19 protein-coding genes are annotated in these 20,829 nt (G+C 44.3%); 15 read left to right on the forward strand and 4 right to left on the reverse strand.

Annotated features, from left to right (window positions below; all coding sequences use genetic code 11):
* The first annotated feature begins 236 nt into the window (after positions 1–236).
* From AC6R00_RS08675 to AC6R00_RS08685, 3 genes are read left to right on the forward strand one after another with little or no spacing between them, the layout of a single operon-like run.
* Positions 237–977: a nucleoside recognition domain-containing protein gene (locus AC6R00_RS08675; protein ID WP_500640078.1), complete on the forward strand. Its 741-nt coding sequence runs from the start codon at positions 237–239 to the stop codon at positions 975–977.
* A complete protein-coding gene (locus AC6R00_RS08680; protein ID WP_069668508.1) occupies positions 974–1,441 on the forward strand; it encodes a YjiG family protein in 468 nt (155 codons plus the stop codon). The genes AC6R00_RS08675 and AC6R00_RS08680 overlap by 4 nt, the downstream gene beginning before the upstream one ends.
* A 9-nt stretch (positions 1,442–1,450) precedes the next feature.
* On the forward strand, positions 1,451–2,575 hold the full coding sequence (locus tag AC6R00_RS08685; protein ID WP_500640079.1) for a M20 family metallopeptidase: 1,125 nt from the start codon (positions 1,451–1,453) through the stop codon (positions 2,573–2,575).
* Between the two features lie 60 nt (positions 2,576–2,635).
* On the opposite strand, the gene AC6R00_RS08690 is transcribed toward AC6R00_RS08685, so the two are convergent.
* Positions 2,636–3,535, reverse strand: a complete 900-nt coding sequence (locus AC6R00_RS08690) for a LysR family transcriptional regulator (protein WP_500640080.1) — start codon at positions 3,533–3,535, stop codon at positions 2,636–2,638.
* Between the two features lie 120 nt (positions 3,536–3,655).
* On the opposite strand from AC6R00_RS08690, the gene AC6R00_RS08695 reads away from it, so the two are divergent.
* From AC6R00_RS08695 to AC6R00_RS08715, 5 genes are all read left to right on the forward strand, one after another.
* The gene (locus AC6R00_RS08695; RefSeq protein ID WP_500640081.1) at positions 3,656–5,674 is read left to right on the forward strand and encodes an alkyl/aryl-sulfatase; all 2,019 of its coding nucleotides are present in this window, start codon (positions 3,656–3,658) and stop codon (positions 5,672–5,674) included.
* 140 nt (positions 5,675–5,814) lie between these two features.
* Complete coding sequence (locus tag AC6R00_RS08700) at positions 5,815–6,738, forward strand: AraC family transcriptional regulator (RefSeq protein WP_239824889.1); 924 nt, start codon at positions 5,815–5,817, stop codon at positions 6,736–6,738.
* Positions 6,739–6,878: 140 nt separating this feature from the next.
* Complete coding sequence (locus tag AC6R00_RS08705) at positions 6,879–9,029, forward strand: TonB-dependent siderophore receptor (protein WP_500640082.1); 2,151 nt, start codon at positions 6,879–6,881, stop codon at positions 9,027–9,029.
* Positions 9,030–9,385: 356 nt separating this feature from the next.
* Positions 9,386–10,405 (forward strand): porin, encoded by a 1,020-nt coding sequence (locus tag AC6R00_RS08710; protein ID WP_500640083.1) that lies wholly within the window; start codon positions 9,386–9,388, stop codon positions 10,403–10,405.
* A gap of 190 nt (positions 10,406–10,595) precedes the next feature.
* Complete coding sequence (locus AC6R00_RS08715) at positions 10,596–11,210, forward strand: fumarylacetoacetate hydrolase family protein (protein ID WP_500640084.1); 615 nt, start codon at positions 10,596–10,598, stop codon at positions 11,208–11,210.
* A gap of 179 nt (positions 11,211–11,389) precedes the next feature.
* Here AC6R00_RS08715 and AC6R00_RS08720 read toward each other — a convergent pair whose 3' ends face one another.
* The 3 genes from AC6R00_RS08720 to AC6R00_RS08730 all read right to left on the reverse strand — a co-directional run bounded on the left by AC6R00_RS08720 (position 11,390) and on the right by AC6R00_RS08730 (position 13,326).
* Positions 11,390–11,698: an AzlD domain-containing protein gene (locus AC6R00_RS08720; protein WP_500640085.1), complete on the reverse strand. Its 309-nt coding sequence runs from the start codon at positions 11,696–11,698 to the stop codon at positions 11,390–11,392.
* Positions 11,695–12,414 (reverse strand): AzlC family ABC transporter permease, encoded by a 720-nt coding sequence (locus tag AC6R00_RS08725; RefSeq protein ID WP_500640086.1) that lies wholly within the window; start codon positions 12,412–12,414, stop codon positions 11,695–11,697. The genes AC6R00_RS08720 and AC6R00_RS08725 overlap by 4 nt, the downstream gene beginning before the upstream one ends.
* A gap of 87 nt (positions 12,415–12,501) precedes the next feature.
* Positions 12,502–13,326: an AraC family transcriptional regulator gene (locus AC6R00_RS08730; RefSeq protein WP_500640087.1), complete on the reverse strand. Its 825-nt coding sequence runs from the start codon at positions 13,324–13,326 to the stop codon at positions 12,502–12,504.
* 220 nt (positions 13,327–13,546) lie between these two features.
* On the opposite strand from AC6R00_RS08730, the gene AC6R00_RS08735 reads away from it, so the two are divergent.
* The 7 genes from AC6R00_RS08735 (at position 13,547) to metG (ending at position 20,792) form a co-directional block, all read left to right on the forward strand.
* Positions 13,547–14,179: a LysE family translocator gene (locus AC6R00_RS08735; RefSeq protein ID WP_004749145.1), complete on the forward strand. Its 633-nt coding sequence runs from the start codon at positions 13,547–13,549 to the stop codon at positions 14,177–14,179.
* 244 nt (positions 14,180–14,423) lie between these two features.
* A complete protein-coding gene (locus tag AC6R00_RS08740; protein WP_500640088.1) occupies positions 14,424–14,843 on the forward strand; it encodes a GNAT family N-acetyltransferase in 420 nt (139 codons plus the stop codon).
* Between the two features lie 83 nt (positions 14,844–14,926).
* On the forward strand, positions 14,927–15,292 hold the full coding sequence (locus tag AC6R00_RS08745; RefSeq protein WP_500640089.1) for a hypothetical protein: 366 nt from the start codon (positions 14,927–14,929) through the stop codon (positions 15,290–15,292).
* 132 nt (positions 15,293–15,424) lie between these two features.
* Positions 15,425–17,533 (forward strand): protein-disulfide reductase DsbD family protein, encoded by a 2,109-nt coding sequence (locus tag AC6R00_RS08750; protein ID WP_500640090.1) that lies wholly within the window; start codon positions 15,425–15,427, stop codon positions 17,531–17,533.
* The gene (locus tag AC6R00_RS08755; protein WP_367938810.1) at positions 17,533–18,033 is read left to right on the forward strand and encodes a protein disulfide oxidoreductase; all 501 of its coding nucleotides are present in this window, start codon (positions 17,533–17,535) and stop codon (positions 18,031–18,033) included. The genes AC6R00_RS08750 and AC6R00_RS08755 overlap by 1 nt, the downstream gene beginning before the upstream one ends.
* 9 nt (positions 18,034–18,042) lie before the next feature.
* Positions 18,043–18,741, forward strand: coding sequence for a DsbA family protein (locus tag AC6R00_RS08760; protein ID WP_500640091.1), 699 nt, complete (start codon positions 18,043–18,045; stop codon positions 18,739–18,741).
* Between the two features lie 491 nt (positions 18,742–19,232).
* Positions 19,233–20,792 (forward strand): methionine--tRNA ligase, encoded by a 1,560-nt coding sequence (gene metG, locus AC6R00_RS08765; RefSeq protein WP_500640092.1) that lies wholly within the window; start codon positions 19,233–19,235, stop codon positions 20,790–20,792.
* The last annotated feature ends 37 nt before the right edge of the window (positions 20,793–20,829 follow it).

Here is a 20,829-nt window from a genome sequence, read left to right on the forward strand (position 1 = left end):
TTTGATCTGCTTGAATTGTCAGCGATTAATTAACAAGTTATGAATCATTATGATGTGCAATGTTGATTTATTGGTGTGGTTTGATGTGCTAATTATGCGAGTAATCACAAAATATGATCGTGATTGAAAGCGAAAACATAAGTCGTAGCACTACTTGATACGGATCATCATACTGCCCGGTGCTTTACTTCATGATTCTATGTGTTCTGTTCCACATATGAATACATAGGTGAATTATGTCTAATCCAACTCAAAAAGAGCGAAAGGTAACATGGGGCTGCTACGCTGCCTTGGCCTTCGCAGTGGTGTTTTTCTCTGGCTTGATGAAGTCGAACGAATGGTATGGGGTGCTTGACTTTACGACCTTGAATGGCTCGTTTGGTTCTGTCGCTTATGATGTAAAAGAGACTGCCGAAGGCGTTGAAGCCGCGACTACTTCTTTACGTGGTAAAGGGGGCAGTGGTGCGCGCGATGGATTTATCTTTGCTCTAACCCTAATCCCAACGGTTATGTTTGCACTTGGTGTGATCAACGTACTTGAGCACTACGGTGCGCTTGACGCTGCTCGTAAACTTCTATCTCCTCTACTACGTCCTTTGATGGGTATTCCGGGTAGCTCAGGTCTTGCCTTGATTGCGTCCCTGCAAAGTACCGATGCTGGCGCAGCCATGACTCGTCAACTTAAGGACGAAGGGCGACTCACCAAGCGTGAAACGGATGTTTTCACCATGTTCCAGTTCACTGCGGGTGCGACCATTGTTAACTTCTTCTCATCGGGCGCAGTGCTCTTCACTTTAACCATGGTTGATGGTTCTCTAGCGGTGACTTCGTCTATTGGTCTTGCCGTAGCGATTATGTTCATCTTCAAGTTTATCGGCGCGAATCTATTCCGCATTTATCTCAACATCACAGAAGGTAAAGAAGGAAAGCAAGACAAAGATAATGCACAAAATCTAAAAGAGGAGACAGCACAATGAGTGAAGTACAAGCGAAAAAGCCAATGGTAACCGACATCTTCGTTGAGGGTGCTAAGAAAGGCTGGGTGATTGCGACAACCTCGACTGTTCCTAACGTATTGATGGCGTTTGTGATCATCAAAGCGCTGCAAATTACCGGTGCACTGGATTTAATGGGTACAATCTTCTCTCCAATTATGGCGGTATTTGGCCTGCCGGGAGAGGCAGCCGCAGTACTGATTGGTGCTTGGATGTCGATGGGTGGCGCGGTAGGTGTGGTTATCACGCTGTTTGACCAAGGCATTCTTAATGGTGCACATATCGCGATTCTTGCCCCTGCCATTTATCTGATGGGCTCTCAGGTTCAATACATGGGGCGCATCATGGGCCCTATCGGCACTGAAGGTCGCTACATTCCTGTGATGATCGCTATCTCAGTACTTAACGCATTCGGTGCAATGCTTGTCATGAACTTGTTTGTGTAGGGGTTAACGATGAATTTCTCTTTAAATGAGTATTTAGAAGAACTGCGTCCTTTAATCGATGTGGACTGCGGCACTTACACACTTGATGGCATCGAATTTATCGCTTCTGAGTTTGAAGCTAAGTTCCAAGCGCTATCGGGATGGAGTACTCAGCGTGTAGATTGCGGTAAAGCAGGTGTTGGCCTAGAGATTCGCAATAAGCCTCAAGCTGAGCAGATTGATGTAATGCTGGTGGGTCACATGGATACTGTATTCCCGGTAGGGACAGCGGAAATCAGACCCATGTCCCTTGACCAAGATAAAGCCAATGGTCCGGGTGTGTCAGATATGAAGTCTGGCTTACTCAATATCGTTTATGCAATGCGTAACCTTGACCAATCAGTGCTAGATAAGCTTTCTATCTGTGTTTGTATGAACCCAGATGAAGAAACTGGATCATTAGATTCTGTCGAGTGGATTCAATCCGTCGCTAAGCAAGCAAAAAACGTTTTGGTTGCTGAAGCGGCACGTGCTGATGGTGGTTTGGTTAAAGCTCGCAAGGGGATGGCACGTTATAAGCTGAACTTTAATGGCGTTGCCGCGCATGCTGGGAATGAGCCTGAAAAGGGTCGTAGCGCTATCACTGAAATGGCAAACTGGATCTTAGCCATTAATGGTATGACTAACTTTGAATCGGGCACGACACTTAATGTTGGGATTGTTTCAGGTGGTGCTGGCGCCAACATTGTACCTGAGCAAGCAGAGGCGATTGTTGATATCCGTTTCTGGAGCAATGCGGAATACGATGAGGTCGATACAAAGCTCAACGGAATGGCGAAAACGCCATTTGTTGAAGGTGTGAAGATTGAGCTTGAGCGTGAAGCCTACAAGCCCTCTATGGTGCCGAGCGCTGAAACTGAATCTTTGATGGCTTTGGTTGAACAATCTGCGCAAGAGCTATCGATTGATATCAACTGGAAGGAAGTCGGTGGTGGTTCCGATGCGAACAACACGGCGATTTTAGGTGTGCCAACACTAGATGGCCTTGGCCCAATCGGTGCGGGCTTCCACAGTGACCAAGAGTACTTGTTACTAGAATCCATCGAGCCACGTATCAATCTTTTAATGCGCGTGATTGAAAAGTTAGCGCACTAATCTCTTGCCTACATAGTTAATAAAAACAACCCCCGATATTGATATCGGGGCTTTCTATTTTCAGCTTTCAAAGTAAGACTTAAGCTTCTCTCTTAACCATTGATTAGCGGGGCTATATTTCATCCGATTATGCGTCATCATTCGGTACTTAACCGGAAGGTTAGTAAATGGAGCATCCAGTACTTGTAAATCTAATTTGTCGGCAAATTGATCAGCAATGCTTCTTACCATGGCTGCTAGGCAGTTGCTGTTGGAAATCATGGTCATCTGTGACACGAGTGAGTCACACTCTGCGGCGACATTTCGCTCTGCAATTACTTCTTCAGTAAAATAATCGGCGAGATAGGCATCTTCCCGCCTCAGCTTTAGCGTCACATGCTTTTCGCTATAAAACTGCTCTAAACTCAGTCCCCCTTTTATTCGAGGATGATCCTTGCGGGCAATCACACACAGTTCATCGGTATAAAAATATTCGGAAAAAAAAGAGGGCGCGGAATAGTTGGCAAAATCAATGGCCAAATCTGCTTTTTGCTGGCTTAGGTTGTGGAGTAGTTTCTCTTCGTTCGATTGCGTTGGGTGAAGTTCAATTTGCACCTTACCCAGTGTTGGGTCTGCTTCGATTTTTGGCAGCAGCATTAACATCATTGGCTCGGATGTATAAACGACAAAGCGACGAGAACTAGCAGTGCTGAATGACTCCATTCCTTCTATTGCGTTAGTAATCTGATTCAGTGCAGGCTCAATTTGACGAGCGAGCTCGTGGGCTTGATGGGTTGGTGCGATACCTCGACCTGAACGTATAAAAAGCTGAACGCCTAGTTGCTGCTGCAAACGCTTAAGCACACCGCTCACACCGGGTTGAGTCAAGCCCATCACCTCTGCAGCGATGGTAATTGAGCGATGCTCGTAGACAGAGATAAACACTTTCAACAAATTCAGATCGATACTGCTTTCTTGCATTTAAGGAGCTCCAATACATCGTGATTTGTGATGTTTTAAATAAACATTGATGTATATATTGTGATGTGTCAACCGAATAAAGTAGCCATGTACCCACAATAAGACCTAACGAGGCTCACTATGACTACCCGTTTTGCACCATCTGCTATTTCACTAGCGCTTATCGTTTCATTTTCAGCGGCCGCGGATTATGCCAGCTTAGATACCTATCAAGGAAAGCCCGCTACAGAGCACACAAAGCAAGCCAATGAAGCACTAGCAAAGCAGTTACCTTGGCAAGACGTGACCGCATTTGAACGTACACAAAGGGGCCTGATTGCAGAATTTGGCACTCATGAAGCGGGTGAATTAAAGAATCGTTTTGAGTATATGTCTGATATGAGTGTGGATCAGTTACCTGCTTCGGTGAACCCTTCGATTTGGCGTCAAGGTATGCTCAATTACGCCGCGGGAGGCTTGTATCAAGTGACTGATGGCGTGTACCAAATTCGAGGAGCCGATCTTTCGAATATGACAATTTATCGTACTGACAATGGCTATGTGATTCATGACCCGTTGTTATCCAAGCAAGCTGCTGCGGCCTCTTGGGAGTTTGCCAAAATGCATCTGCCAAAAATAAATGGAGAGCATAAGATTACCGGTATGATTTACTCACACATGCATGCGGACCATTTTGGCGGTTCACGAGGCATTATAGAGTCAGGCGATTTTGTTAAAGGCGCACCAATTTATGCGCCTAATGATTTTATCAAAGAGCTAGCTGATGAAAATGTAATAGCAGGTACAGCTATGAGCCGTCGTGCCAACTACCAATATGGCACAACTTTAGATAACAATACCCAAGGCATTGTTGATAACGCGTTGGGCCTAGGCACTTCACGTGGCGAAGTCACTCTGGTTGCACCGACAGTAGAAATAGAAGAGCGAGAAAAGGTCGTCACTATTGATGGTCTGGATTTCCACGCGATAAACATGCCGGGCGCGGAAGCGCCAGCCGAAATCGTGCTTTATGTTCCGGAGTATCGTTCACTGAATACTGCAGAACTTACTTACGATGGGATGCACAATATCTATACCTTCCGCGGAGCAAAAGTGCGTGATGCGCTAATTTGGACAAAATACCTCACAGAACTCAAACTGCGTTATGTCGATAGTGGCTTGGTCGATAATATTCACGCCGCTCACTCTGCGCCTGTATGGAATGATCTAGAGACTAAGCAAAACGAAATCTCAGACTACATGACGCTACAGCGTGACAACTACGGTTTCATCCACAACCAAGCCATGCGCTTAGCGAACCATGGTGTGACGATTAACGATGTAGGGCGTGAAATCGAAAAGATTGTTCCGCAGTCGCAAATTGATACTTGGCATACCAACGGCTATCACGGTTCATACAGTCACAATGCTCGTGCCGTGGTCAACCTTTACCTTGGCTATCATGATATGAACCCAGTAAATACCAACCCACTCCAAACGACAGAAAAATCTTGTGTCTATGTTGAAGCGGCGGGGGCGGATGTACTGTTTAGTGCAGGGCAGAAACATTTCGAACAAGGGCAATATCAGCAAGCATCTCAGCTATTTAATGATCTAGTCCAATGTGACCCAAGCAATATCGAGTATCGTTTTGCTTTGGCAGACAGTTTTGAACAGCAAGGCTACCAGTCTGAAACCATGGCGTGGCGCAACTCGTACTTGCAAGGTGCGGTAGAGCTGAGAACAGGGGAAATCAAGCCTTCTATCAAACTGGCTTCTCCGGATGTGATTGCCAATACACCAACAGGTATGTTCCTAGATTTCCTAGCGGTAAGGCTCAATGCAGAGAAAGCTGAACAGGCAGAGTTGGACTTTAGCTTTGGTATTCATCATCCTGATTTGAATGAATACTATTTTGGCGAAGTGTCAAACTCGAACATGGCAAATATCCAAGTTGAAACCTTGCCAGAAACGGACGTAATGCTAGACATCAGCAAAACAGATATGACGGATATGGTGCTTGGAAAGGTAACTCTAAAAGAGCTTACTCAATCTGGAAAAGCGAAGCTTAAAGGGGATATTGCCTTAGTTGAAAAGCTAACCAGCAGCTTGGACGACTTTGACGGTATGTTTGAAATTTTGCCAATGCCTAATAAGTAACGATTAACGTCAACAAAAGCGCCTCGGTCATTACAGCCGAGGCGCTGTTGTATAGGGTTATGATACTCTACAGATATTAATTCTCATTTACATTTCTGATACTATCCCTGATTCATCAAGAGGCAAAGAGTGGGAATCCAATGGACAACAGTATCGAGCGATTTTCAAATGGGTTTAATCGAGTCAGCAAACTGCTGTCTTACATCCATTCTCACTTACACTTGCCACTAGGTTTGGATGAGCTCGCCCAACAAAGCTGCTGGTCTCGTTGGCAACTGCAACGCGTTTTTCAAGCTGAAACAGGTCTCTCCGTTGCTAGCTATGTGCGAGAGTTAAAGCTGAGCAGTGCTGCTGAACTTCTATTGGATACCTCAGAGCGTGTGATCGATATTGGTTTATCGCTTGGTTTTAGTTCAGAGATCAGTTTTAGCCGCTCGTTTAAACAGAAATTCGGCATGAGCCCGAGAGCCTATCGAAAGTTAGGACTAAGAACAGGGCTGCGTAAGCCGATAGAAAACCCAGCAGAGAGAAACTGCGCGCTAGTCGCGAGCTTTGTTGAAGTAAGAGTTGAGTCGAAGAGTGGCTTTTTGCTCAAAGGTATTCATGATGAGATTCATGGCTTGTTTTCGATTACCCCTGACTTTCAACAAAAAGTCCCTCAGTTATGGCGCAAGCTGGAAGAGGCTGTAGCTAGCAGTACCTCAGAACGTTTACCCGCTATGGGTGTGATTGATGTTACCCACAGCCACTTTGATGGCAGTAATATCCACTATTGGGCTGGCGTTGAACTGGGTGAAATGCCACTTTATCCTCAGTTACCTTCATTGATATCAGACCAACTTGATACCCTCTCTGTCCCTAGCCAAACCTATGCCGTTATCAAACATAAGGGGCCAGTGGCTAACTTACCTAAAACCTTGGAGTGGTTTGTTCTTCATTGGCTGCCTAACTCAGGCTATAGAGGCGTCGATGGCTTTGAGCTGGAATGTTACCCAGCAGAATATGACCATTTATCTGACGAGGCAGAAATGGAGTATTGGGTACCTATTGCTGTTTCCATCTAGACTAGTCCGTTCATTGTTGATAGTTAAATTAGTTATTCTGGTAAAGATGCACCAAATTGTTAACTTTCTTATTGTTAGATTCGTACAATGCAAATGATATTTATTCTTAATTAGAAGAAGCATTGGTATTTGAGGGAATCATGACAACTCCAACCTATTTTAAGCGCTCAACCCTTTCATTGGCGCTGCTGACCACCTTTTCACATCCAGTTTTAGCAGCGGACGAGACAAATCAAGACACGACCCAACTCGAAACCATTACGGTAATGGGCAAAGCTTATCGTAATACTGCAACGAAAACGGCCTTAGAGCCTGAGGAAACCCCACAGGGTATCACGGTTATTGAGGGTGAGTTGCTCGAACAACGTGGTGTTAAATCGGTCTCTCAAGCTTTGCGTTACGCACCGGGTGTGGTCACTGAACAAAAAGGTGCGGCAGTCACCATGTATGACAACTTCTCTATCCGAGGTTTCAATACAAACAACGTGAGTTACTACGATGGTCTGGTATTACCTTACTTACCTGGTTGGAACCTACAGCCTCAAATTGATCCAATTGCTATTCAGCAAATCGAAGTGTTTAAAGGGCCGACATCTGTTCTTTACGGTTCAATGCCACCAGGTGGGATGGTGAATATCATTGCCAAAAACCCACAAGTGGAAGATCGCACTTCAGTAGGCGTAGCGACAGGCTCGCGTAATCTAGTTGAAGCTTCTATCGACTCAGCAGGTCAGATTGCTGATAGCGATTTCTCATACCGATTGGTTGCTTTAGCGCGTAAGCAAGATAGCCAAGTTAATGGCGCTGAAGAGGAGCGTTATGTCTTTGCGCCATCACTAGATTGGCAAGTCACTGACCGTACATTGATTAATTTCAACATGTATTACCAGAAAGATCCTGCCATGGGGATTAACTCATCCATGCCATTGGAAGTGCTGAAAGCGCAATCTCCATCCGTGTCAATGGGCGATGAGAACTGGAGCAAGTTTGAGCGTGACGTGTTTATGCTTGGCTACAAAATTAACCATGAGTTTAGCAATGGTTGGTCGTTCTTACAGAATGCACGTTATATGGATGCCTCTCTCTACCAAGAGAATACTTATCATCGAGGCACAGGGTTTAATGCATCAACTGGTCAGTTGACAAGAAGTATCTATTCTACAAATGAAAGTTCGAAAAGCTATGTGATTGACAACCAACTTTCTGGTTTAGTTGTTACCGGTGACTGGGAACATAACTTACTTCTCGGAATTGATTATCAAGATCTGACTGGTGACTCTTTGTATAAAGAGTACTCTGCAAACGCAGGTTTTTATGGCTTCAATGCCTATAAACCTAATAACAATCTCTTAGATCGCAGCCAGATTAAAGAAGTCTACAAAGAAAACCATGATATTTCATACTCTCAGACAGGTTTCTATTTCCAAGATCAAATGCGCTATGACAACTTAGTACTGCTCGCTGGAGGTCGTTATGACTTGTTTAAGTCTAGTGATAAGAAAGTGAGTTCTAATCCTCCAGGTGATGGGACCGATAAATCTGACCACAATCAGTTCTCGTACCGAGTTGGTGCCCTGTATGAGTTAGCTAATGGCGTTTCACCATTCGCAAGCTTTGCGACTAGCTTTGAGCCTGCCGCAGGGACAGATTCCAAAGGCAATTCGTTTAAACCGCAAACGGGAGAACAGTTTGAAGTGGGTATTAAGTACATGTCACCAGATATGTCGAAAAGCCTCACCGCTTCTTACTTCAATATTACGAAGAATGACAGTATCGTTGCCGATCCAGCTGACCCAACATATAGAGATAAAATCCAAGTTGGAAAAGTGCGTTCGCAAGGTTTAGAGCTAGAAGGACGTGCAGACTTAACGGAAAACTGGGATGTTCAGGCGTCATACACTTACATAGATATGAAAGTGAAAGAGGCGCTTGACCAAAGCTTAGTCGGAACAACGCCGATTTATGTTCCTGAGCATAGTGCGACTCTGTGGACTAACTACTACGTCTATTCAGGCGCATTGTCGGGAATGAGACTTGGTGGTGGTGCTCGCTACATGGGTGAAATGCAGATGGATGCATCAAACACACAGGGCAAAGTGCCATCTTACACAGTGGTTGATCTGTCATTGGGCTATGAACTTGGCAGCATCAGTGAGGCTCTTTCTGGCGCACACGCAAACCTAGTTGTGAATAACGTATTTGATAAAGAGTACTACACCTGTTTCGATAAAACGAACTGTTGGTTTGGTGCCGAGCAAAGTGTAGAGTTGAACGTTAAATACGACTTCTAATTGCACGCATAACTTAGCTGTGTTGCCTAGCAAACATTGAATTTCCCTCAATAGTTGGATAACCAATTATTGGGGGATTTTGATTTTTTGGGAAAAGTTCCGTATGAATTTATAAAAGTGTGAACTTGATCGGGTAAATGATTATCACCTTATATATTCATTTAATTAATTGGCATTACAAATACTTACATCTAATTGATAATTTTCAGTGTTACGTTGTGACAATTTTTATTTGTTCATAAGTGCTTAGTTGCACTTCATTTTTGAGTTTTACCTACTACGTTTTAGGTGTTCGCGCAGTTTTTAGTCTTTGAGCACTAATTCGGACAAGGTTAAACCCAATACGGACATACGTTATGAACATTAAATTATTAGCCGTCTCTATCGCGGCAGCAGCATGTGGTACTAACGCTTTCGCAGCAGAAATTTACAACAGCGAAGGTTCAACTCTTTCTCTCGGTGGTTATGTTGATGTAGGCATCGGTGAATATGGCTCCGATGACGATGTGGAGGTTCATCAAATATCACCTCGGATAAATGTTGGCGGAACTCAAGACCTGGGGAATGGAGTCATAGTTGATGCAAAAGGAGAGTGGGCTTTAAATTATTTAGGTGGAGGTGACACCTCATTTACTACTCGCTTGGGCTACATTGGAGCTACTCATGAAAACATGGGTAGGTTCGTCGTCGGAACTCAGTGGTCCCCTTATTATGACGTGGCCGGTGTTGCAGATATGCCGATCGCTTTTGCCAATGACTTTTTGTACAAAAATCACGGAACGTTAGGTTCTGCACGTGCAGACCAAATGGTCAGTTATCGTAAAGGATTTAGTCTGGCTGAAAGCAGTAGTATTAACTTTGGTCTAGGATGGCAAGGTGAAGATACTGACACGTCTGTGGATGCTCGAGTTCAAGGTGCAGTTAGTCTCGATATAATGGGAGTCGGGCTTGGCTATGTTTATTCCGGTGGAGAGATTACGGTTAGTGGTAAAAAGGAAGATGCCACTTCACATGTGGTTTCTCTGAATTATGGTTCATATGGTGATGGAATATATATCGCTGCTGTTTATGGTGTAAATGAGTATTTCTTTAACAATACTAAAAATGCTGGTGTTGGTTCAAACTTAAAAGATACGGATCAGTCTGAATTTCTACTCGCTTATGGTATGTCGAATGGATTGAACATAAGTGTCAATTACGAAAATGTAGAAGATGATGTGCTGAAGACGCTTTACAGTCAAACTGCTTTTCAAGCTGAGTACAGTATCACGCCTAGCTTTGTAACTTTTGCTGCTTATCAAGTTGATTTAGGTGATGATGACAATACTACCAAAGATGATGATAAGTGGACTATCGGTGCACGTTACTTCCTATAATTAAGAATCTACTGCCTTAACACATCTATCGTGTTGACGCCTATTCGGGATTGGATAGGCGTTTTTCTATTTTGATAAGTGATACCTCAGTAATATTGGGTATGAGCTCTTAATTTTGAAACCAAATCGTTTTTTTATTAGCCACTTAGCTTAGAATATTAGCTTCTTAAATTAGGTCAGGGATGGTGGCATGAGTTCAGTAAAACTTGGAGAGGCTTTGGTTGAGCCAAGCAAGATTCTATGTGTTGGTCGTAACTATTTAGAACATATCCAAGAGCTGAATAATTCTGTTCCTGAGCAAATGGTGGTGTTTTCCAAACCGCCATCCTCTATTGCCTCTAATCTAAGTTCCTTTCATCAAGAAAGACTCCACTATGAAGGTGAAATCTGTTTTATCGTTAATCAGAGCGAATTGTCTGCGGTGGGAGTCGGGCTCGATCTGACCAAGCGTGACCTACAGTCTCAACTAAAAGAAAAAGGTTTACCTTGGGAGCGCGCAAAAGCCTTTGATGGTTCTGCGGTGTTTAGTCGTTTTGTCCCTTTAGCTGGTTTAGAGATAGAGTCGTTAGAAATTGAGCTTTTTATTAATTGTGTCCGTGTTCAAAAAGGCTCGGTGAAACAAATGATCTATTCGCCAGCAGTGATTGTTGAAGAGCTCAAGAGTTACACCACCTTGTGCGATGGTGACATCATTATGACGGGTACCCCACAAGGTGTAGGTGAAGTGCATGCCGACGATGTGTTCTTAGCTCGATTAAAGTCCGCTGACAAAACGCTGATAGAGATTGAGTGGGTTGCTCAATAATTAACGCTTTACTCTCCCCCTAGGTCAAGGATTAACCTCCAATTGAGAGTTCAATTGGAGGTTTTTATTATGGGTTGTTGTAATCAAGCGCCTAAAGGTGGAAGCACCAATGTCGGTCTGCTTCTCAAGTGCGTGGCGATAATGGCGGTTGTTTTGCTCCTACTCGCAGCCTTGTTTGGCTAGAGCAGTTTTAGGCACAGAAACACCACCATGCTGACCAAGGTTGTTAAGAGAACATTCTTGGTTTTCCAAGCTAAAAACGCCGCAATGAGTGCGCCAATCAAATAAGGGTTACCTGCCGAGAGCCAAAGCTGTTTTTCTGGCATAAAGACAATTGGTGCCCAAATTGCGGTCAACACGGCAGGGCTAGAGTATTTCAGTAGTCGCTGAGCCTGAGGGTTGAGCCTTAAAGGTAAGCGCGGTTCTAAGAAAAGATATCGACTCGCAAAAACCAACACAGTCATCGCTAGAATAGACAGTATAATCATCGATTATCTCCTTTTAGCGATTCGGCAAAGTAGCCAGCAAGCATACCTGCAACGCTGGCGATCATCAGCCCTGACTCGATTCCTTGGGCATAACAAATGACTGACGTGACTAATGAAACGACGACCGCTAGAAGTACCGGAGAAGATTTCACGTTGGGAACGACAATGGCGATAAACGTCGCTGCGACAGCAAACTCTAATCCTAATTCATTTAAAGCTGGGATATAGCTCCCTGCAACAATGCCTGCAAGCGTGGCGAGATTCCAACACAAATAAAAGCTCAGTCCTGCTCCCAACGCGTACCAACGATTAAACTGCTTTTCAGATTGCAGACCGCAAATGGCAAACAGTTCATCTGTTAAAAGGAACCCGAGTCCGAGCCTCCACCTGAGTGGAAGTGGGCTTACTTTATCTCGCATTGAGACGCTATAGAGTAGGTGCCTAGAAGTGATAAAAAATATCGCGAGCAGCATGGTGGCGAGTGTTGCGCCAGCTTTAAACATCCCAGTGGCAACGAGCTGAGCGGAACCAGCAAAGAGGATGGCTGATAAAGCTTGGCTCTCTACAACGGTCAATCCAGATTCTATGGCAAATGAACCTGCAAGCAGCCCCCAAGGGATAACGGCAATACTGAGTGGTACCATTGCAAGGGTACCTTGCCAAAAGAGTTGAGAGCGGCTGAGTTGTCTGTCTTGTTCGAAGGTCATGGTATTCATAATTATTGTTTTTAGTGTGATGGATAATGGCCGTATTAACTCACACGGATGTACTAACGGCTTGTACAAAATTGCGGGTTTGTCGCTCTATGGCTTGCCGATAAACTGTTTGGGTGTGACACCTAAAGCACGCTTGAAATGCCTATGGAAGTGGCTTTGGTCGTGAAAGCCCGTTTCCTGAGCAACGTCTGAAATCTTAAGTCCTTGACGGAGAAGCTGTTTTGCTACCCTGAGCCGGGCTTGGATCTGATAGGCGTGTGGTGGTAAGCCGAACTCTTTTTGAAAACTACGCGTAAGATAATAAGGGCTGAGTCCCGCCAGCTTGGATAAATCCTCAAGGCTGACATCTGCTTGTGGGAAATCGTCCAAAAATTCTTTAACTAACAACAACTGGCGCTGGCTGCGAGTCTTCGGCTCCCAATCGAGTTTCGACTTGCTGTGACGCGAAACGAGTTTGACTAAGGTGCCATAGATCAATGTTTCCCTAAGCAGCTTATTGTCTGATTGGGCTAAAGTGTCAAACACTAAGCGTAATTGTTGTGCGAGCTCTGGATCATAAACGACGGGATCAGGAAAGTAAGGGATGGATGAGCCAGATGAGAGTCCTTCTGTAAGCTGCGCAAACTGCTCAGGTAACGGATACATGGCCTTGTACTCCCAGCCCCCTTCAGTCGCCGTTTGGCCGTTATGGACCTCATCTGCATTGACTAAAATGATGCTGTCTTGTGGGGCAATGTGATTACCTCCAGTGCGATAAAAGCGTTGTGCCCCTTTCTCAATCACACCTATGGTATAGCCCTCGTGGCTATGACGAGAGAAATTCTGATGCGTATATTTCGCATCTAACAATTCAAGCCCACCTAGCTCACCGGCTAAATGAAAACTGGCTGATTCTTTACTGCCTTTCGCCATAAGCTTTCCTTGCGCTCTAATGTCTATTTACGGATCTCACAGTCTAGCTTATAGGCCTTAGTTATTTTTGTACAAAATTGCTCAAATTGATATTCAGTTCATTAACAAATGTAAAAGTCATTTAATCTATTTTTGTGATTATCTATTTATTGTTTGTGGTGGATAAATTGATTTTGTTGGATTAAAATGCCGCCGTTTTTGCTTTTCTAAAATTATAACTATGATTGATATTTCTGTGCTGCCGGTTTACTTGACCGCTGTTGTTGCACTTTTATTGTTGCCTGGTCCGGATATGTTGCTTATCGCCAGTTCAAGTATGAGCTACGGTCGTAAAGTGGGTATCTTTGCTAGCTTAGGCAACGCCACTTCAGGGATTATCCTAACTCTGCTTGCTGCACTCGGTGTTTCTGCACTGATTGCCATGAGCCCGATTGCGTTAAAAGCGTTGCACTTATTAGGTGGTGCTTACTTGCTAAAAATGGGCTGGGACTGTATTCGTGCAAGTGCCGCTGATGCGCCGCAAATGGATGGCTCAAACAAGGTCGCGACCACCTTTTACCAAAGAGCTTTGGTAAGCAACCTACTCAACCCTAAAGCCCTCGTGTTTTTTGTGATGTTCTTGCCTCAATTTGTATCTAGTAACATTACCGCAAGTTCAGGCGAACAAATGTTAGCACTGGGCTTGCTACTCAATGTATTAGGTCTCTTGTTCAACCTACTGTTGGTGGCGTTAGTGGGAACATTAGGTAAGCCGCTACTCGAAAACGCAAAATTTAGAACATATCAGCATAAGTTTATGGGGCTGATATTTGTCGTGTTAGCGATTTGGATGTTAAGCTCATTTGCGAGCTAACCGCATTTAATACCAACCTAAATAAGTATCTGGACATTCTTGCTAGTTAAAATCGCTGATAGCTGCGTTATAGCTATGTTTTCAAAGAATGGTGTAGGTAGGTCAACTAGCTAGCTGCAATCTATGCCTTGCTCTAAGCGATTTTTCCTGCGCAATTATCTAACCACCTACTTATCCAGATTGGTATAAAAGGTCAGCGTTTGCTGGCCTTTTTGATCTATATGGAAACAAGGAAGGATCGCCTATGAATGTTCAGTTTGTACTTAACCCGCCAAAGAACATTAAAGATGTTATCTACAATGGCTTGAAAGCATTCAACATGCAGCACTTCCCGGATGAGGACATTCAGAGTCTCGCTTGCTACATAGAAGATGATGAGGGTAATTTCGCTGGTGGCCTAACGGGCGAAATATTTACCAATACGCTGTTTGTCGAGTTTCTTTGGGTGGATGAGCGTGAAAGAAAGTCTGGCATTGGTTCACTGCTCATGGAGCGCATCGAGTCTGAAGCAAGCGCTTTAGGCGTTACAGATTTATATCTTGATACCTACAGCTTTCAAGCTCCGGGTTTTTATGCCAAATTAGGATTTAAAGAAGTTGGACGTTATACAGGGTTCCCAACCGCGGGCGTTGATAAGATTTTCTTACAAAAGAAAATTGTCTAAGAGACTTCTCACATTAAACTAACAATGTTGGCGTTTGGGGTTGTCATAATCTCCGGCTTAAAATCGTGAGTAACTCGCACAGTATGTTTAAAAACTTTGCTACGACACAATCTGCAAAAATCACTCTAGCCCTAATTGGCTGGGTGTTTGCTATTTGTCTTACGCAAAATTCAGGCATGCTAACGGTGTGTGAGTACAAGTATGCTTCTCTTGCAGATAGCACTCATGTAACCGATCAATCGACGGACATTAGCAAGCAGTGTGATTTAACGGAGAAGCTTTTAGGCAGTGCCAAGGTTAATCTTGATCACGTCGTGGTTTCTTTCTTTGTCGCGCTGTTGGTGATTGTCGCTTGGCTTATCTCAACCAGACAAGCTTCTCCTCAGTTTACTGAACCTATAGTCCCCAAATCCCGTCTTCATCTCACTTTTTGTGTGTTCCGAGAGTAAACAAATTCGTTACTGGCTTGAGTTTTAGCCAGAGATAGCTCGTATTTGTTATTCCCCCATTGAGGGGCATATACCAACCAAAATAGATATCTGAGTATCTATTTATTAGATTGGTTTCAATTGGACACAACAATGATAAAACAAACTCGATTTGCACCTTTTAGTCTGCTGAGCTTTTTCCTTATGCTGAGCAGTGTGCTTTTCTCGACCTTAGCATTTGCACAGGTTGAGACGGGGTGGATGGTTAATCCGGATCATCCTCCTGCAAAAACTCGCTTTGTCGTGACAGGGCAAGTAAATCCTACAGATAAAACTGTCGAAGGTTTTCTCGAAGTTGCTTTAGAAGGTGACTGGAAAACCTACTGGCGCTCGCCCGGTGAAGGAGGCATCGCGCCAAGTATTTCATGGCAGGGCTCTTCTAATCTGGAATCCGTTGACTGGCATTGGCCTTACCCACAGCAGTTCAATTTACTTGGTATCAACACCCTTGGTTACAAAGGGGATACTTTGATTCCAATGACACTGCATGTCGAAGACTTTAACAAGCCAGTGAGTCTCGATGCTAAGCTGACGTTATCTTCATGTACCACCATCTGTGTATTGACCGATTATCCATTTAGCTTGGACTTTATACCGAGTGAGTTGGTCGTCTCAGAGCAGGCTATGTACCAACATGCTCAAGCGATCAGTCAGGTGCCTAAAGCATCCCCTTTGATTTCAGAGCAAAGTGCAGTTTGGGATAGTTCGACTAATCAGCTTCAAGTGACTTTGATAAAACCATTAGGCTGGGATGCACCCGAACTTATTGTAGATAGTCGAGTAGAGGCGATCAGTGATTACAGTTATGCGCTCAACCATCTTAAAGTTGAGGGCGAAAAACTTGTCGCAGTGTTTGATGTATCGACATGGCTTGGTGACATCAATCTAAGCGAACAGTTCGTCGATGTGACCATTAAGGATACGGATTTTATCGCTGAACAAGCCGCGCAAGTGACAAAAGGTCTTGTGTCTGCACCAATACCAAGCTTCTCTTTGGTTGAGATGATTGGTTTTGCTTTACTGGGCGGACTGATACTCAACGTGATGCCATGTGTACTCCCTGTGTTGGGGATGAAGTTGAGCGGCGTTATTAGCGCCCAAGGTATAGAGCGTCGTAAAGTGCGATTGCAGTTTCTTGCTTCTTCAGCAGGCATTTTGACTTCGTTCTGGCTGTTGGCGGCATTTCTACTGATTTTGAAGTTCTCCGGTAGTGCCATTGGCTGGGGTATTCAGTTCCAGAGCCCTTGGTTTATCGGCTTTATGGTGGCGGTTACGGCCCTGTTTGGTGCCAATATGCTTGGTTTGTTTGAAATTAGGCTATCGTCGAACACCAATACATGGCTTGCCTCAAAAGGGGATGACTCTTATGCAGGGCACTATCTGCAAGGTATGTTTGCCACGCTACTTGCCACGCCATGCTCTGCGCCTTTCTTAGGGACGGCTGTAGCCTTTGCATTAGCAGCTAGCACCATAGATATGCTAGTTATCTTTACTGCTCTTGCGCTAGGCATGGCTTTACCTTGGATAGTGGTGGCATTGTTCCCTGGACTTGCCTCTTACCTGCCTAAGCCGGGTGCTTGGATGAATAAGGTGAAGCTGCTATTTGGTGTGATGATGCTGCTCACCAGCGTTTGGCTGCTTTACTTGCTCGCCAACCACCTTCCAGTGTTCTGGGTCATTGTTCTAGCAGCTACCGCGTTGGTCGCCGTGCTTATGCGTATCAAAAAGGTTTATGGCGATAAAGCGTTTGTCATCTCTGGTGGCGCATCTTTAGTGCTGCTTGCTGGCGGGCTAGTGATTGGAAGTATGACGTCGGATCATTGGTCAACGCCTTTACCTGAAGATTTGCCGTGGGTAAGGCTGTCGAATGAAGCCATTACTGAGTCAGTAGCTAATGGCAATACCGTGTTTGTTAACGTGACCGCTGACTGGTGTGTGACCTGTAAAGCGAACAAGATTGGCGTGATCTTACAAGATCCCGTTTACTCGGCGCTTCAGCATCCGAATGTCACACCTATCCAAGGTGATTGGACTCACCCTGATGGCCTAGTAACGGATTATCTTCGAGCCAATGGCAGATTTGGTGTGCCGTTTAATATTGTCTATGGACCTAATGCGCCTCGAGGCATTCCACTGCCTGTGATATTAACCGATGAATCGGTCATACAAGCCCTTAAGCAAGCGAGTGGGGAGGCGGGTTAATGAAGATAAGACCGCTTCACTGGCTCAAAGAAATATCAAAGTTTTTGCTATTCGCGATTGTGATCACCACTGCAATTGATCTCTATCGTGCCCAAGATGTACCGACTGAAATGGCGCCGGACTTAGTCACAGTGGATGAAAAGGGAAACCCAGTTGATGTGATCGAGATGAGCTACCAAACCCCGGTCGTTATCTATTTTTGGGCAACTTGGTGTCCGGTATGTAAGTTTGTCAGTCCTACCGTTGATTGGGTGAGTCAATACTACCCTGTGGTCGCGGTCTCAGGAGCCTCTGGAACAGACTTGCGTGTTGAGGCATTCAAGCAAAAACACGATTATCAATTTACCAACGTCAACGACGAGAACTCTCAGCTGTTTAAGCAGTGGGGCATCTCAGTGACACCAACCATATTCATTGTCAGAGACGGCAAAATCGAATCAATCACGACTGGCATTACGACTCCGCCAGGCTTACTTGCACGTCTTTGGTTAAACAATTAGGAATTTACTATGCTCAATAAACTTACGTTAGCGCTGGCTACAAGCGTTCTTTTTACTGCTCCAGCATTGGCAGCACCTCAAGATCAAAAGATTGCTGAGATTGTAGAGATGCTTGAGGCAAACCCGCAGGTTGTCGATGGATTACATGAAAGCCTAGGAATGTATATCAAGCAGCAACAGCAGTTTACTCACCTACTAGAGAGTAGCCAAAACTACCTTAACGATCCTAACCACTCATTTATGGGGGCAGAAAACGGCGAGTTCACGATCATCAACGTGACAGACTACAGCTGCCCATTTTGTAAGAAATTGGACGTGGAGCTAGATAAGCTCGTGAAAGATTACCCGCAAATCAAAGTGGTGAATCTCTATGTACCGCTTAAAGAAGGCAGCTCTTCGGTGAACTCGGCCGCTTACGCGCTTAACGTTTGGCAAAAAGATCGTGATAAATATCAGCAAGTCCACGATTTATTGGTGTCAAAACCGGGCACACATAATGCCGCATCCTTAATGAAGATTGCGCAAAAAACCGGAACGACGGAGCATCTAAATGTCAGTGATGAGGTGAAGGCGCAGTTAGAAAACAACTATGCCATGTTTACTGGTTTAGGTTTAAGGGGTACGCCAGCACTTATCATGGGTGAACAAGTGATCCCAGGTTATGTCCCTTATCAGCAACTTGAGGAAGTGGTTAAAGAGCAACTGTAAGCTTCTGGACCAAGAAAAAAGCCCCATACCAATAGGTGTGGGGTTTTATCTGTAGAGCTCTTTAATGTATTAAAGCAAACAATAGATTTTTCTATCTTTGTTAATAATCACACTGTTGTCAAAGCGGTTACTTTGTTTTGAGGGTTAGGATGTCTAGTCCGAAAACGCCCTTTTCATTGATGGCACATTCTGGCATTTGGGTGTTGCTGTATCAGTGTTGGCTTTCAAGATTAACGCTTGTCGAACAAAAATGACTCTGTTAGTGTGGAGTTATGAACTTAGTATCATTAACACACAGCTCATCTAAAATTGTCACTGAAATGATGATGAACATGCCTTCTCAGCGAATGCTGGGAGGGATGGGCTGCGTGTACTGATTTTTTCTTTTTTCGCACCACCATTCCTTAACAAAGTGTTGGAAAGGTGATGCGAATAAGCATTTAGAGAGATCTCTTTTCGACCTTTGTTTGGGAATTAGAGGAGATTTATCTATGAGCTTCAAATCGCTATTCCACAGTTCTTCCGATTCGCGTCACTCTGAGCAATGCTTTGTCACTACGCCAATATTTTATGCCAATGGTGAGCCCCATTTAGGCCATGCTTATACAGGAGTTGTCGCGGATATTCTCCATCGCTTTAATTCTCTCTCCGGAGTGAAGAGTCACTTAATTACCGGGACTGATGAGCACGGTCAGAAAATTGCCAATACTGCGCAAGCGAATCAACAATCCCCTGAGCAATTTGTTGAGAAAACGTCTCAAAGCTTTCGCAATCTTTGGCCACAGCTCGACATTAACCCAGACGTTTTTATCCGTACCACGGCGGATCAGCATAAGGCCAATATTGAGAGAGTGTGGCGGACGTTGGAGCAGAAAGGTGATATCTACTTAGGGCACTATTCCGGTGACTACTGTGTAGCATGCGAACAGTTCTATCCAGAGAGAGAGCTGCTCGATGGCTTATTGTGTCCGGTTCACAAACAACCAATCAATCGTGTAGAAGAGAAAACGTATTTGTTTCAGCTTGAGAAATATCGATTGGCCCTGCTAGAGTATTATCAGAATAATCCCGGTGTAGTCGTTCCTCAGCATTATCAAAACACTTTAATCGAGCAACTTGCTTCAGAGCCATTGGAAGACTTATCAATTTCAAGAATTAACAACCAATGGGGTATAAAGGTACCGAGCAATCAGGAGCATACGGTATACGTATGGATTGATGCTCTGTTTAGTTACATCACCGCGATTGCAGAAAAAGACGCCGATGTATCAGCAATTGAGCGAACAGAACACGTCATAGGCAAGGATATTTTGCTGTTCCACGCAGTGTATTGGCCAGCTTTTTTATTAGCATTGGAACTGCCGCTTCCTAAAAAGTTGATTGTTCATGGCTGGTGGACCATCGGTGGTGAAAAGATCTCTAAATCGAATCCTCTGACGACTGTGAATCCTTCGTCATTTGCGCAGCGTTTATCAACTGATGGAATTCGCTATGCTTTAGTTCGTCAAAAGCCGCTATATAGAGATGGTAACGTTGAGCTAGAGGAGTTTACTGGGCTAATAAATGGAGATTTACTTAATAATTTTGCCAACCTTGTAAAACGTAACCACACCATAGTTGTGAAGGAGTTTTCTGGCTCATTAACGCTTGAATCAGCTGGGAGGTTAGATTTTGACTGTCGAACTCATGTTAGCGAGTTTTCCTGCGATCTTGAGCGAATCGTTAGTGCGTATCATGAAAGAGATCTTTATCGAGTGACTAAAGAGTGCAATGCGCTTTTATCAAAGCTAAATGCTTTTTTCCATCACCGAGCACCGTGGTTGATTCGAAAAGGGCAGCCAGTCCAAGAGTCACAACAAACTTGCTTGATCGTCTGCAATTTCGTTCGAGAGTTGGCGTGGTTGCTATCGCCAATTGTTCCTGAGCTATGCCAGCATATTATTACTGAGCTTTCTGAACAACCTAGCTCTCACTTAAATGCTAGTGGAGGAGTTCTAAAATCGGTAGAGGTTGTTTCTGCAAAAAGCCACTTAAGGCGATTGAGTTGTTAATATGATGGGCACCCCTTAAGCTGCTGTGAAGTAACTT

The sequence above is a fragment of the Vibrio sp. R10-SF1-ISO8 genome, assembly GCF_059833805.1.